12 protein-coding genes are annotated in these 12,633 nt (G+C 42.2%); 3 read left to right on the top strand and 9 right to left on the bottom strand.

Annotated elements, in window-relative coordinates; genetic code table 11:
* Positions 1 to 33 precede the first annotated feature (33 nt).
* The 7 genes from DFQ04_RS09155 to tpiA all read right to left on the bottom strand — a co-directional run bounded on the left by DFQ04_RS09155 (position 34) and on the right by tpiA (position 7,005).
* Complete coding sequence (locus tag DFQ04_RS09155) at positions 34 to 972, bottom strand: lytic transglycosylase domain-containing protein (RefSeq protein ID WP_133555030.1); 939 nt, start codon at positions 970 to 972, stop codon at positions 34 to 36.
* 76 nt (positions 973 to 1,048) lie between these two features.
* Complete coding sequence (locus DFQ04_RS09150) at positions 1,049 to 2,575, bottom strand: GH3 auxin-responsive promoter family protein (RefSeq protein WP_133555028.1); 1,527 nt, start codon at positions 2,573 to 2,575, stop codon at positions 1,049 to 1,051.
* Positions 2,575 to 3,312, bottom strand: a complete 738-nt coding sequence (gene lptB, locus DFQ04_RS09145; RefSeq protein ID WP_133555026.1) for an LPS export ABC transporter ATP-binding protein — start codon at positions 3,310 to 3,312, stop codon at positions 2,575 to 2,577. Before lptB ends, DFQ04_RS09150 begins: the two co-directional genes overlap by 1 nt.
* Position 3,313: 1 nt before the next feature.
* Positions 3,314 to 5,038 (bottom strand): single-stranded-DNA-specific exonuclease RecJ, encoded by a 1,725-nt coding sequence (gene recJ, locus DFQ04_RS09140; protein WP_133555024.1) that lies wholly within the window; start codon positions 5,036 to 5,038, stop codon positions 3,314 to 3,316.
* 91 nt (positions 5,039 to 5,129) lie between these two features.
* Positions 5,130 to 5,330: a hypothetical protein gene (locus DFQ04_RS09135; RefSeq protein WP_133555022.1), complete on the bottom strand. Its 201-nt coding sequence runs from the start codon at positions 5,328 to 5,330 to the stop codon at positions 5,130 to 5,132.
* Between the two features lies 1 nt (position 5,331).
* A complete protein-coding gene (gene prmA, locus DFQ04_RS09130) occupies positions 5,332 to 6,159 on the bottom strand; it encodes a 50S ribosomal protein L11 methyltransferase (protein WP_133555020.1) in 828 nt (275 codons plus the stop codon).
* Between the two features lie 84 nt (positions 6,160 to 6,243).
* A complete protein-coding gene (tpiA, locus tag DFQ04_RS09125; protein WP_133555018.1) occupies positions 6,244 to 7,005 on the bottom strand; it encodes a triose-phosphate isomerase in 762 nt (253 codons plus the stop codon).
* A gap of 68 nt (positions 7,006 to 7,073) precedes the next feature.
* On the opposite strand from tpiA, the gene DFQ04_RS09120 reads away from it, so the two are divergent.
* Positions 7,074 to 7,574, top strand: coding sequence for a regulatory protein RecX (locus DFQ04_RS09120; RefSeq protein WP_133555016.1), 501 nt, complete (start codon positions 7,074 to 7,076; stop codon positions 7,572 to 7,574).
* Between the two features lie 23 nt (positions 7,575 to 7,597).
* Here the strand turns inward: DFQ04_RS09120 and crtD are convergent, their stop codons facing one another.
* The gene (crtD, locus tag DFQ04_RS09115; protein WP_133555014.1) at positions 7,598 to 9,067 is read right to left on the bottom strand and encodes a 1-hydroxycarotenoid 3,4-desaturase CrtD; all 1,470 of its coding nucleotides are present in this window, start codon (positions 9,065 to 9,067) and stop codon (positions 7,598 to 7,600) included.
* 257 nt (positions 9,068 to 9,324) lie between these two features.
* On the opposite strand from crtD, the gene DFQ04_RS09110 reads away from it, so the two are divergent.
* Positions 9,325 to 10,515 carry an Ig-like domain-containing protein gene (locus DFQ04_RS09110; RefSeq protein WP_133555012.1) on the top strand — a complete coding sequence of 397 codons (1,191 nt, stop codon included), beginning with the start codon at positions 9,325 to 9,327 and terminating at the stop codon, positions 10,513 to 10,515.
* 131 nt (positions 10,516 to 10,646) lie between these two features.
* Complete coding sequence (locus tag DFQ04_RS09105) at positions 10,647 to 11,039, top strand: DUF302 domain-containing protein (RefSeq protein WP_133555010.1); 393 nt, start codon at positions 10,647 to 10,649, stop codon at positions 11,037 to 11,039.
* Positions 11,040 to 11,108: 69 nt separating this feature from the next.
* Here the strand turns inward: DFQ04_RS09105 and DFQ04_RS09100 are convergent, their stop codons facing one another.
* A complete protein-coding gene (locus tag DFQ04_RS09100; RefSeq protein ID WP_133555009.1) occupies positions 11,109 to 12,626 on the bottom strand; it encodes a RagB/SusD family nutrient uptake outer membrane protein in 1,518 nt (505 codons plus the stop codon).
* Positions 12,627 to 12,633 lie beyond the last annotated feature (7 nt).

Genomic DNA, 12,633 nt, shown 5'->3' with positions numbered 1-12,633 from the left:
AAAATAATTGGTGGGTAAACGGCCTTCAAGTGGCTATTCGGGAAGTTGAATTTCGTAAGTTTTTCCTCGTTTCACATTGAGATCCCGATCTCTCAACCAAGGATTATAAAGTTTTAAATTTTTGTAATTACTTCCTTGAGATTTAGCCCAGTTCGCCAGATTCTTGATATCTGAATCCACCTTTAGAGTTCTAAACTTAGGGTTTTTATAGTAATCTTTTTCCTTGAGGTTAAACCCAAATTCACCTGGATTTTCAAAAATTACCTTGAATGCCAAAATCCGAAAAAGATACCTGCTGGTCTCTTCGTTGAGATAGAGATCATAGTAATTACTCTGAAGCTGTTCTTCCTGTCTTTTTGAAAAACCGGTCTGTCCCATGTTGTAACTGGCAGCTACCGCCGTCCAGTCTCCAAATTTGGCATGGGCCTTTTGCAAGTATTTTACTGCTGCGCGGGTGGATTTTTCAAAATGATAGCGCTCATCCACATCTTTGGAAACCTCCAAGCCATATTCCTTGGCTGTAGATTCCATAAATTGCCAAAAACCCCGAGCTCCTGCCGAAGAGACGACATTCATCAGTCCACTTTCTGCTAAGGCGAGATATTTAAAATCAGAAGGAATCCCCGATTCAGTCAAAATCCTGTCAATTTCCTCGAAATATTTCCCAGACCGCTTCATCAAAAGGATCATATTGGACTCCCAATAGGCATTGACATAAATCTCCCGCTCAAGCCTTTCCATCACATCAGAATCTTCCAAGGGCACCTTTTCTCCTGCAAAAGTCAGTTCCTTCGGCAAGTCAAAAAGACGGATTGAATCTCTTCCTGAAGAGGGATGAAAGGCTATGGGTTGTTCTTGAAAAGTCGATTCTTCAGAAGGAATTTCAGGTACTTTAGTCCAATAGGCCATGGCAGCCAAAAAAATTGCAACGAGGCAAAAAGTGTAAAGAGAAATCAGATGGAACCGGGACATGAATTATTGGGCAATTGAAATTCAATATAATCCCTGAATCCGGATTTTCAGGAAGGTTTTTGACGAAGGGTTTTAATTATTGCTTTTTCATCATCTCCAAAATCTCATCGATATATTCTCGGGAATTCGAAAGCCTTGGCACTTTGTATTGACCACCGAGCTTTCCCTTTTTTCCGAGCCAAGCCTCAAAAAGTCCATGAGGGGCCGGGTGCAAAATCAGACGATTCAAGGCAAGATTTTTATAGCGTTTTGCGTCATAATCAGAATTGATTTGACGCAGTCGGTTGTCTAGCAAGTTTGCAAATTCCTCGATCGAATCTGGTTCTTTATTGAATTCGACCACCCATTCATGAGCTCCTTTAGAGCCATTTCCTTCAAAATAAACCGGTGCTGCCGTAAAATTGCTTAAGGTTGCTCCTGTCTGTTCACAGGCGTACTGAATTGCATTCTCGGCATTTTCCACGATGACTTCCTCACCAAAAGCATTAATGAAATGCTTGGTTCGCCCGGAAATTTTAAATCGGTAAGGTAAAACTGAGGTGAATTTGATCGTATCTCCAATCTGGTATCTCCAAAGTCCTCCATTGGTTGAAATGATGATTGCATAGTTTTTACCCACCTCAACTTCTTCCAAAGGGATAACTTTTGGATTTTCTGATCCCCATTCTTCCATTGGGATGAATTCATAAAAAATCCCATAATCCAACAAGAGCAGCAAATCCTCAGAATCTGGCTGGTCTTGAATTCCAAAAAAGCCTTCGGAAGCATTGTAAGTTTCCATATAGCGCATCTTTTCAGAAGGAATCAATTCCCTGAACAGACTTGTATAGGGACCAAAAGCCACCGCTCCATGAAAGAATACCTCCAAGTTGGGCCAAACCTCCAAAACATGCTTGGCTTTCTTTAATTCCAAAATCCGCTGAAGCAAAACCACCGTCCATGTCGGAACCCCAGCAATGGAAGTGACATTTTCGTTCATGGTCTCCCTTGCCATTTTTTCAATTTTGGCTTCCCACTCACTCATCAAGGCCGTTTCCAAGGAAGGGGTTCTCGCGAATTGAGCCCAGATTGGAAGGTTCTGCATTATGACTGCCGAGACATCGCCTGCACGGGCAGTGCCTTCTGGGTTCAGGGGATTCTTCTCTAGTGTGCCTCCAATCGAAAGACTTTTTCCTGTAAATAATTTCGTCTCAGGATAATTATTAACGTACAGGGAAACCATGTCTTTTCCACCTTTGTAATGGCATTCCTCCAAGCTTTCTTCAGACACTGGGATGTACTTGCTTCGGCTGGAGGTAGTTCCAGATGACTTTGCAAACCATTCGATATCGGTATTCCAAACCACATTTTGCTTTCCAAGCATGGTTTTCTCGATATAGGGCTTGAAGGTTTCGTAATCAAAAACAGGCACTTGGGCAGCGAAATCTCTGTAAGTATTGATCCCGGAAAACCCATATTTCTTCCCGAATTCTGTGCGTTTCCCTGAATCAATCAGGGACCTGAAAGTGGCTTCCTGGACCTCGATGGGATTGGTTTTGAAATTTTCGATTTGACCCAGTCGGCTTTTAAAAATCCAGGTCATGAAGCTGTTAAGCACCTCCATTAATTAAAAACTTTTCGTTTGAGCTCAAACTGGCTACCGAGGTAGACTTTTCTGACTTGCTCGTCTGCCGCCAATTCCTCTGCCGATCCCGCCTTTAGCAATCTACCTTCAAACATCAAATATGCCCGATCGGTGATGGAAAGGGTCTCGTTAACATTGTGGTCGGTGATCAATATGCCGATATTTTTTGTCTTCAGCTTGGCTACAATAGTTTGAATCTCTTCAACCGCAATTGGGTCAACTCCTGCAAATGGCTCGTCTAACAAGACAAATTTTGGATCTACTGCCAAAGCTCTTGCAATCTCAGTTCTCCTTCTTTCTCCACCAGAGAGCACCATCCCAAGGTTTTTTCGGACATGGGTTAAGCTAAATTCCTCCAGCAAACTTTCCACTTTTTCCTTTTGCTGAGCCTTTGGCATTTTGGTCATTTCCAAAACAGCCATGATATTTTCCTCCACAGAAAGTTTTCGAAAAACTGAAGCCTCCTGAGCCAAATAGCCAATTCCAAGTTTGGCTCTTTTGTACATAGGAAGATCAGTGATTTCCTCATTCTCCAAAAAAATCTTTCCCTCATTGGGTTGAATCAGACCTACAATCATGTAAAAAGAAGTAGTCTTTCCTGCTCCATTTGGACCTAAAAGTCCGACGATTTCCCCTTGCTCCACCTGCACGGAAATATCATTCACCACTCGGCGACCTTTGTAAATTTTGACCAGGTGTTCAGCTCGAAGAATCATATCAGTCAAATTTGATGTCTTTCACGTAGAGTTGCAAACTACTTTTGTCCCGGAAGAAATTCTCCCGCATCTCTGCCACAATGTCGAATCTCATTTTAGCACGGAGCAAATTAACGGTAGTCAGGTCAGGATCTTTGGCTCGATCTGCCATCCCAAAACCCAAACAAACCGGCGTAGTCACTTGCCCATCTTGCACGATTTTGAATCGAAGATGTTTGTCTTTCAAGACAGTTACCTCGTCTGCATAGACATTATTGATTCGAAAAACAGGTTCGGTATTCCCCGGACCAAATGGTGCCATCTGCTTCAAGATATTATAAAACTTGTAATTGATCTGGTCCAAAAGCAGCACATCATCCACTTCAATTACGGGCTTTCTGTGAACTTCTTCAATTCTGCTTCGAACTACCAATTCGAATTTTTCCTGAAATGCCGGAACATTTTCCACCGAAAGGGTAAGACCTGCGGCATACTTGTGCCCACCGAATTGGTCCAAAAGCTCAGCGCATTCCGCAATGGCTTCGTAGATATCGAAGTCTACTACCGATCTGGCGCTTCCAGTTGCCTTGTTATTGGATTCTGTCAGGATGATCGTAGGGCGGTAATATTTTTCAATGCAGCGGCTAGCTACAATTCCAATCACCCCTTTATGCCAATCCTCTTTGAACAAAACTGTGGAATTCCACTCAGCTTCCTCTTCCCGTGCCGCCAGCATTTCAAAAGCTTCCTTGGTGATGTTTTCGTCAAAGTTTCTTCTCGTAGAATTGACCTCATCGACCAATTTTGCTCGCTCGATTGCTTCATCGAGATTAGAGGAAATCAAAAGCTCAACGGAGGCCTTTGCATGTTCCAATCTTCCCGAAGCATTAATCCTTGGGCCGATTTTAAAAACTATATCTGAAATCTGGATTTCCTTTTCCACTTTGGCCTGAATGATCAAAGCCTTAAGTCCAGGTCTTGGAGTATTGTTGATCCTATCCAAACCGTAATAGGCCAAGATTCGGTTTTCTCCAGTGATTGGTACGATATCGGCAGCAATACTTACCGCCAACAAATCCAGGTATGGGTATAAGACAGATTCCTCAATTCCATGCCTTTTGGCATAGCCTTGAATCAATTTAAATCCAACCCCACATCCGCTCAATTCCTTGTAAGGGTAGGTACAATCCTCTCTTTTAGCATCCAAAACTGCCACCGCTGCGGGAAGCTCTTCTCCCGGTGTATGGTGATCACAAATGATGAAATCAACTCCCAATTCAGCCGCCAATCGGACTTTGTCAATGGCTTTGATCCCACAATCCAGTGCAATGACCAAGGAAAATCCACTCTCTGCGGCGAATCTTACTCCCCGCTCGGAAATCCCGTAACCTTCCTTATATCGATCTGGGATATAAAAATCCACATGGGGATAAAACCCTTTTAAAAAACCATAAACCAGAGCCACAGCCGTGGTTCCGTCTACGTCGTAATCTCCATAGACCAGAATTTTTTCCTGACCAACTACAGCCTTTTCAATTCTTTGAATCGCTGCTTCCATGTCCTTCATCAAAAAAGGATCATGCAATTGGCTCAAACTAGGGCGGAAGTAGTCCTTCGCCTGATCAAAATTATCCACACCACGATTGATCAGCATGTTGGCCAGGGTAGGATTCACATTGATTTCCTTTCCTAGCTTTTCAATAGCTGCTTGGGATGCTTTAGGTTTTTGTTTCCAGACGTACTCCATAGGGTAAAATTACAAAAGTAATTGGGTAAGCTACTCCCCAGAATAGGGTCATAGGCAATAAGCGGAAAAAGAGACTAAAAAGTTTCTAGTTCTATGAACTTCTCCTCTTTTTTTCCTGGTGGTAATAAAACCAAAACAAGAGCGGAAATATCAAAGCTCTTAGCTTCCAGAAGTTTTTTTCCGTTAAACTCAACTCCTCATCCGCATGGACTTTGCGATACATTGTTCCTGCCAATAGGCAATGCCCAAGCAATGCCAAAAACAAGAATGCATAAATAATCAATTCTTGCATGTTAGTCCTTTTGTAAAATTAAAGCCGCCCAATTGTCTTTGGAAGAGGATTTTTTCAATTCCAAACCTAAGGTTTTGGCAAGATTGACTAAGTCATCAATGTCTTCTGTGTAGAAACCGCTCAGTAATAAATAGCCATTTTCTGCAAGCAGATCTGCATAGATTTTCATTTCATCAAGCAGGACATTCTTGTTGATATTGGCAAGGATAATTTCATAAGGACCCTGAGGATTTACCTGACGAATGGTTCCTAAGCCCATACGGGTTTTTAGTCCATTCAGATCAAAATTCTCATTTCCATTTTCCACACACCAATCATCGATGTCAAAGGCCTCGACCTGATTCGCTCCGAGAAGGTGAGCCATGATGGCCAAGATTCCGGTTCCGGAACCCACATCCAAAACTCTTTTTCCTTGGTGGTCGATCTCTCCTTGGAGTCTTAGCATCTGGAAAGTGGTAGCATGATGACCTGTTCCAAAAGACATTTTTGGATTGATGACTATCTCATATCGAAAGCCTGGCTGAGGTTCATGAAAGGAAGCCCGGACATAAACCAAGTCATCTACCGCAATAGGATCGTAATTCTTTTCCCATTCTTCATTCCAATTTACCTTGGGCATCAGGCCTTCAGTCAAAGTAAGCTGAGCCTGATCCCGATAATTTTCGATGATTTGCTCAAAGGATTCTCGATTAAAATCCGCCTCTGGAGCATAGGCATCAATTCCCTCCTCAGTTTCCAAAAAGGAATCAAACCCAATTTCAGCCAATTCAGCAATCAGGATTTCCCGAAACTCTTCCAGGCATTTGATTTTAAACTCCAGGTAATCCATTGCTTTTTTTACTAAAGGTGAGATAAAGAACAGGTCTGTGAATACACAGACCTGAGGTAAACTATAGATAGAATTGGGTAATACTTAGAATGACTTAACGATATCGATAAAGTCTCTTGACTTCAAAGAAGCTCCACCGATTAGACCTCCGTCCACATCAGGCTTGGAAAAAAGCTCCTTGGCATTGCCTGGATTGGCACTACCTCCGTAAAGGATTGAGGTGTCATCAGCGATTTCTTTTCCATACTTGGAAGCTATATGTCTTCTCAAAGCCAAGTGCATTTCTTGCGCTTGGTCTGAAGTTGCAGTTTTTCCGGTGCCAATTGCCCAGATTGGCTCATAAGCAATCACAACTTTTGAAAAATCCTCTGGAGAAAGATCAAATAGGCTTTCGGTAAGTTGAAATTTCACATTTGCCTCGTGGGTTCCGGCATTTCGAATCTCCAAAGATTCTCCACAGCAAAAGATAGGAGTCAATCCATGAGCCAAGGCCTGCTTCACTTTAGCAGAAAGCAATTCATTGCTCTCCTTGAAATATTCTCTTCTCTCTGAATGTCCCAAAATCACAAACTGAACTCCAAAAGAGGCCAAAATCTTGGCTGAAACCTCTCCGGTAAATGCTCCAGATTCCTTATCCGAACAATTCTGAGAACCCATGAAAATGCCTTCGGTGTCACCAATCAGCTTTTTTACAGGATAAATATGTGGGAAGGGAGGATTCAAGACCACCTGAACATTTTTGACGGCTTCGTCTTTGAACATATTGACGATTTCAGAGGTAAGTTTCTGACCTTCTTCGTAGGTCATGTTCATCTTCCAGTTGCCGGCAACAATTTTCTTTCTCATGAGAGGATTAAGTTTATAAGGTTTGAAAAAACTCTAGCGAAGGGTATTTTGGCTTAAAATTACCAAAAATGTCCACTTGGGGAAAAAATAACCCAGATCAAACTCCAAAAATGTCCTGGAGCCTGGAAGAGTCAAAGGGAAAATTGGAGACTTTTTGTGCCTATCAGGAGCGATGTGCCTGGGAGGTTCGGAGGAAACTTTATGAAAAAAGCATCAAAGGGGATGCGGTAGACCAGCTTATTGATACGCTAACCAAGGACGGATTTCTGAATGAAGAACGATTTGCGAGAGCTTTTGCAAGAGGAAAATTCCGGATAAAAAAGTGGGGAAGAAATCGAATTACCCGCGAATTGAAGCTTCGGGAAATCCCAACAGATTTAATCCGAAAGGCTTTATTGGAAATTGATCCGGATGAATACTACGAGGTACTGGTACAGGCTACTGAAAAGAAATGGGAGAAAACCATCGAAAAAGATCCCTACAAAAAACGCTTCAAAGTCATTCAATACCTTATAAGCAAAGGATTTGAACAAGACTTGGTCAAAGAAGCGATTGGCAGTATTCAGTAGGCAGTCTGCAAACTGATAACTGCCTACTGCAGACTGATCATCTCACTCATGATTTTTGCAGAAAGCAAGGAAAGAGGTATGCCTCCTCCCGGATGAACCGAGCCTCCACAGAAATAGAGATTTTTAATGGAAGAGGAATAATTCGCATGTCTCAGGAAGGCCGCGAATCTGTTGTTGGAGCTATTCCCGTAAAGCGCTCCCTGAGCAGAAGAAGTTTTTGATTCTATGGTCCTTGGCTCCAAAATCTCCTCTACTTCTATTAAGGATTCCAAATCCGTATTCAGAATCCTGTTGACTTTGGAAATGATATTTTTTCTGGCTTCGGCAATCAGCTGATCCCAATCCTGACCTTGATTGTTGGGTACATTGATCATTGTAAACCAATTCATGCATCCTTCCGGTGCATCATCTGGCTTGTGAACCGAGGTTATATTGATATATACTGTCGGGTCGTAGTAGATACTCCCTTTTTTGAAAATATGGGAAAACTCTGTCCGGTAATCCTCCGAAAACAGGATGTTATGCAATTCCAATTCGGGGAAGACCTTTTTAATTCCCCAATAAAAAATCAGGGCCGAACTGGATTTGGGTTGCTCCAATAATTTCTTCGGCTGCTTTTGTTTTCGGAGGATGGTCTTGTATGCATTGACCATATCCATATTATTGACCACCAGATCTCCCATAATTTCCTGATCACCAGCCTTGATTCCCACAGCTTTTCCATTCTCCACGAGAATTTCCTCCACTTTGGAATTGAAATGAAAAGTCACTCCTTGGGATTTCGCCAGCCGGAAAAGGCTCTGGGTAATGTCATGCATCCCTTTTTTAGGGAAATAGGCTCCGATATTGAACTCCAGATGAGGAATGATATTTAGGGTAGCAGGAGTCTGGTAAGGATCCGAACCGTTATACGTCGCATAGCGATTGAAAAGCTGGACTAGCTTGGGATTGGAAAAAAGCTCCTCATTAGCCTGATTCATCGTGGAGAAAATTCCCAGTTTTCCCATTTTGAGATAAGACTTTAGCGCCTGAGGATTGGTCCAAGTGCCAAATTTGTGCAGTGAGCGATGCATAAAAAGCGGAGCCAAATGCTCATAGATAAAGGAAGAGCGCTGCAAAGCCTTTCTTACATTTCCTCCCGGCTCTCCCAATTTGGACTCCACCTCATCTGCAAACCTCCCCAAATCTGCAAAAGCCTGAATTCGCTTTCCGTCTTCCCAGAAATAATTGCAGGCAACCTCCAACTGGGTATACTCGAAATAATCCTCAGGAATTTTTCCAAATAGTCGAAAGAGCTCTTCCACCTGCTCAGGTAGGGTAAAAAGAGAAGGCCCTGCATCAAAACGATACCCTTTGATTTCTATTTCTGAAAGCTTTCCACCGGGATAGGAATTGGCTTCAAAGACTTCCACCTCTAAGCCTTTAGCCGCAAGGCGAAGTGCGGATGCTATGCCGGCAATTCCCGAACCTATGATCAAAGCCTTTTTCTTCATGGAGGAAGGTGTTTGTATAAAGATCAACAAATCAGATAAAATGTTTGATTCGAGTGCAAAAAAAGGGGCATTTTTTACCGCTGATCAAAATTTAGTTAATGGCTAATCACCAAAATTCATTGATTTTTTAGCAAAAAGTGCCCAAACGGACTCAAAAACCCATTTTTAGTATTTTTTACTAAAAATAATTCTGAATGAACTGCTAATATTATCAAGTGAAATACATTTATCTTAGTGTAAAATTTAAAAAAGACACTATGAAAACTTTTAAAACAAATCTTTTAGGATTAGCTCTGGTGGGGCTGATTCTAGGTGGATGTAGCCAGACGGCAACATTCGAGGATGCAGACCTGATGAATGAGCAGGCTGCTGCAGAAAAGGGGGGATTCAAGTTGGATCCTGTTGGTACAGTTGGAAATGAGAATGCTCTAACTCTTACAGGGGGTGGAAATTTCGACACGGATTGTATAACCTCCACTTCTGGGTCTATGTATAAAGCAACTGGAGATCTATCTACAACTTTTGGTAATCAAAATAATCCAAGTACAAAAACTTTAAATGTTGAGGTTTGGAATACACCAACAACCATCGAATATAGATTCACGCTTTCCAGTCCCAATCCAAACGGAAATAACCTTCAATATTATGATGAAGGAACCGCTACTTGGATAGGAGTTGGTCAACTTACAGTCGGAACTCCATTTGTTGTTTCCAGGAACCTTCCTACAGATTGGAAAGCCGGTGATGTAATCACTGAACAATGGAGACAAACTGGTGGTGGAAATCCATTGGATGCGGGTGATGTATCCTATGCATTGATTGGAATCTGTACGACTACTTCTCTTTCTCCCGGAACAACAGAACCTATTTGCGAAGGAACTGCATTTAGCTTAACCGCTACAGTTTCTACTTCAGCTGAAACCCTTACAGGGGGCTTTATACAAATCTTGAATTCAAGCAATCAAGTAGTTGCATCTGAAGCTGTAACATCTACTGTTCGTTCAGTTACATATAATGTCCCTACCGGAACTGCTGGTAATTATACTTACTCTGCTCAATATGTAAGATCTACACCATCCTTTAGATATCAAGGAAGTGTTTCTTCAACAACCTCGACTGTACAGGTAATTGAATGTGGTGGTTGCGAGAAAAGCTTCAGCTATCAAGTTAATGGTAATGAAATTACTTTTACCTACATCCCTGCAGAGGACGTTACCGGAGCTAATTTGGTATTCACTTTCCCACAAAGTGCTTTGGATAGTCCTCTTGAAGGATGGACTTACAACGGTCAAACCATGCAAAAAACAATGGATTTGAAGGCCTGCGAAACCTACACTTGGAAGGTAACCTTAACCTGTAAACCATTGAATAACCCACAAAATAAGTGGACAGACTTTAACGTTAATGGTGAAAGCCAAAAAGGTAGTCTTGAAAATATCAAATGTTGATAATAGAAAATTCAATTAAATCCCCCGAGCTTCCCTCGGGGGATTTTTTTTGCCCTTTGGTTTTGTGATTTGGGTTACCGGAAAGAACATCGGTTTTTATTACCTTATTCTGGAAATCATTCTAAAGAACCATGAGCTACTATTTTTCCAAAATACTTCCGGGAAAAACCTTTGAGGAGGCCAAAGAACTGGTCACCGAGGAACTCAAAAAAGAGGGATTCGGAATCCTGACCGAGATCGATGTACAGGCTACCCTTAAGAAGAAAATCGATGCGGATATCAATCGCTACACTATTCTAGGAGCTTGCAATCCTCAGTTTGCGTACAAAGCTGTCACCACAGAAGATAAGATCGGTGTATTTCTACCTTGTAATGTATTAGTCAAAGAACAAAAAGACGGGCAAATCGAGGTGGTTGCCGTAGACCCCATTGCTAGCATGTCAGCGGTTCAAAACGATTCTCTTGGCAGTTTAGCCACCGAAGTCCAAAGCAAACTGAAGCGAGTGATTGAGAATCTGGGCTGATCTTTTTATTCCAAACAAAAAAAGTCCGATCTAACGACCGGACTTTTAAACTAAAACCTATAAGGAAAATTAATACCCAGGATTCTGCTCGATAGGAGCAGTAGAGTTTGTCTGGATTTCTTCCAAAGGAATCGGCCAGATAAACAAGTGGCTGGTATATGGGATGGAATGATCTGTAGGGATAGCCTTTGCACCAGTGTAATAGTCGATGCTGGTGATAGATCTGGAAGTAGCTTTTGCAGGTACTCCAGGAATCACGCCAGCTCCTGCTAATCTGTGGATGTCAGCCCATCTTCTGCCTTCAGCCAAGAATTCGATTCTTCTTTCTTGATAGATAGCAGTCAAAACTCCGCTTTTTCCACCCAATCCAGCAGCTGTGAAGGCAGGAATAGAAGCAGGAAGTGCACGGCTTCTTACAGAGTTCAACAAAGTCACAGCAGCGTCCAGATTTCCTAACTCAGCATTAGCCTCAGAAGCATTCAACACTACTTCGGCAAATCTCAAGATCACGTTAGGATCAGTGTAAGTTACCGGATCAATGTATTTATCGGTATACACACCTGCAGTACTTTGAGTAGTCAAGGCTCTACGAGTATCTTCTTTTAACCAGAAGTTTGCAGTCCAGATCAATGGAGAAATTTTCACCAATCCTCTGGCACCTTTGTTTGGATTGCCATACATAGAAGCCAAGGCACCGTTTACACCTGCGTTAGAAGCTTCTGTGTTGACAAAAGAGAAGATGTTATCAGAACTGGTTGCAGTTCTGAAAGGAGTGGCAGGATTTGGAGTTACCGCATAAGAACCTTTGATTTTATCAAATTCAGCTACCACACCAGCCCAGTCTTCCATATGAAGTTTTACTCTGGATTTTAGGGCAATAGCAGCACCTTTGCTAGCTCTCAAAGCATTACCTGTAGGCAACAAAGTTTCAGCTTCATTCAAATCCGCCATCAATTGAGTATAGCCTTCAGCTACAGTACCTCTTCCTACAGCTTCGCCTTCAGGAACCTTTGGTACATCATTGATTGCAAAAGTTCTGTAAGGTACGCCTGGAGAACTTGGGCTGTCAGAATATGGTCTAGCAAAGTGAACCAACAATTCATGATGAGCCAAAGCTCTCAAGAACAACATTTCACCTCTGAACTGATCTCTTTGTGCTTGAGTCAATACTCCGTTAGCCAAAGCCGGATCAAGGTTTTCCAACACAATATTGGCTCTGTTGATCATTCTGTAAAGAGAGATCCACATACCATTGTTATTGGCTGTATTTGGGTTGTAGGTACCTACATAAGTGATTTCATAGAACAACTGGTCGTTGTACATGTCCTCACCTCTCATATCACCCTGCTCCACGTTTGCTGCACCAAAAGGATAACCTCTTTGAACTGCTCCTGCATAGAAACCTCTCTGGGCTGATTCATAAACACCCAATACCGCGGAATTTATTCTTGCAGCAGTAGCAAAAGCTTCCTGATCCGGGATCAAGTTTGCTGGAGTTAGCTCTGTGACATCACAGGAGCTGATCGCGCCCATCATAGCCAAACCGGCTGCGATAAGTTTGAAATTTTTTATAGAATACTTAGACATTTTTTCT

This window comes from Algoriphagus boseongensis, assembly GCF_004362805.1.
GTDB classification, from domain to species: domain Bacteria; phylum Bacteroidota; class Bacteroidia; order Cytophagales; family Cyclobacteriaceae; genus Algoriphagus; species Algoriphagus boseongensis.
The sequence above is the reverse complement of the archived record's forward strand: the minus strand, read 5'-3'. Positions and strand labels throughout refer to the sequence as shown.

Coding starts and splice junctions, on each gene's coding strand:
- DFQ04_RS09110 (WP_133555012.1), top strand. CDS start 9,325: ATGAAAACTTTTAAAACAAATCTTTTAGGATTAGCTCTGGTGGGGCTG.
- DFQ04_RS09100 (WP_133555009.1), bottom strand. CDS start 12,626: ATGTCTAAGTATTCTATAAAAAATTTCAAACTTATCGCAGCCGGTTTG.
- crtD (WP_133555014.1), bottom strand. CDS start 9,067: ATGAAGAAAAAGGCTTTGATCATAGGTTCGGGAATTGCCGGCATAGCA.
- recJ (WP_133555024.1), bottom strand. CDS start 5,038: ATGGAGTACGTCTGGAAACAAAAACCTAAAGCATCCCAAGCAGCTATT.
- prmA (WP_133555020.1), bottom strand. CDS start 6,159: ATGGATTACCTGGAGTTTAAAATCAAATGCCTGGAAGAGTTTCGGGAA.
- lptB (WP_133555026.1), bottom strand. CDS start 3,312: ATGATTCTTCGAGCTGAACACCTGGTCAAAATTTACAAAGGTCGCCGA.
- DFQ04_RS09105 (WP_133555010.1), top strand. CDS start 10,647: ATGAGCTACTATTTTTCCAAAATACTTCCGGGAAAAACCTTTGAGGAG.
- DFQ04_RS09155 (WP_133555030.1), bottom strand. CDS start 972: ATGTCCCGGTTCCATCTGATTTCTCTTTACACTTTTTGCCTCGTTGCA.
- DFQ04_RS09150 (WP_133555028.1), bottom strand. CDS start 2,575: ATGGAGGTGCTTAACAGCTTCATGACCTGGATTTTTAAAAGCCGACTG.
- DFQ04_RS09135 (WP_133555022.1), bottom strand. CDS start 5,330: ATGCAAGAATTGATTATTTATGCATTCTTGTTTTTGGCATTGCTTGGG.
- DFQ04_RS09120 (WP_133555016.1), top strand. CDS start 7,074: ATGTCCACTTGGGGAAAAAATAACCCAGATCAAACTCCAAAAATGTCC.
- tpiA (WP_133555018.1), bottom strand. CDS start 7,005: ATGAGAAAGAAAATTGTTGCCGGCAACTGGAAGATGAACATGACCTAC.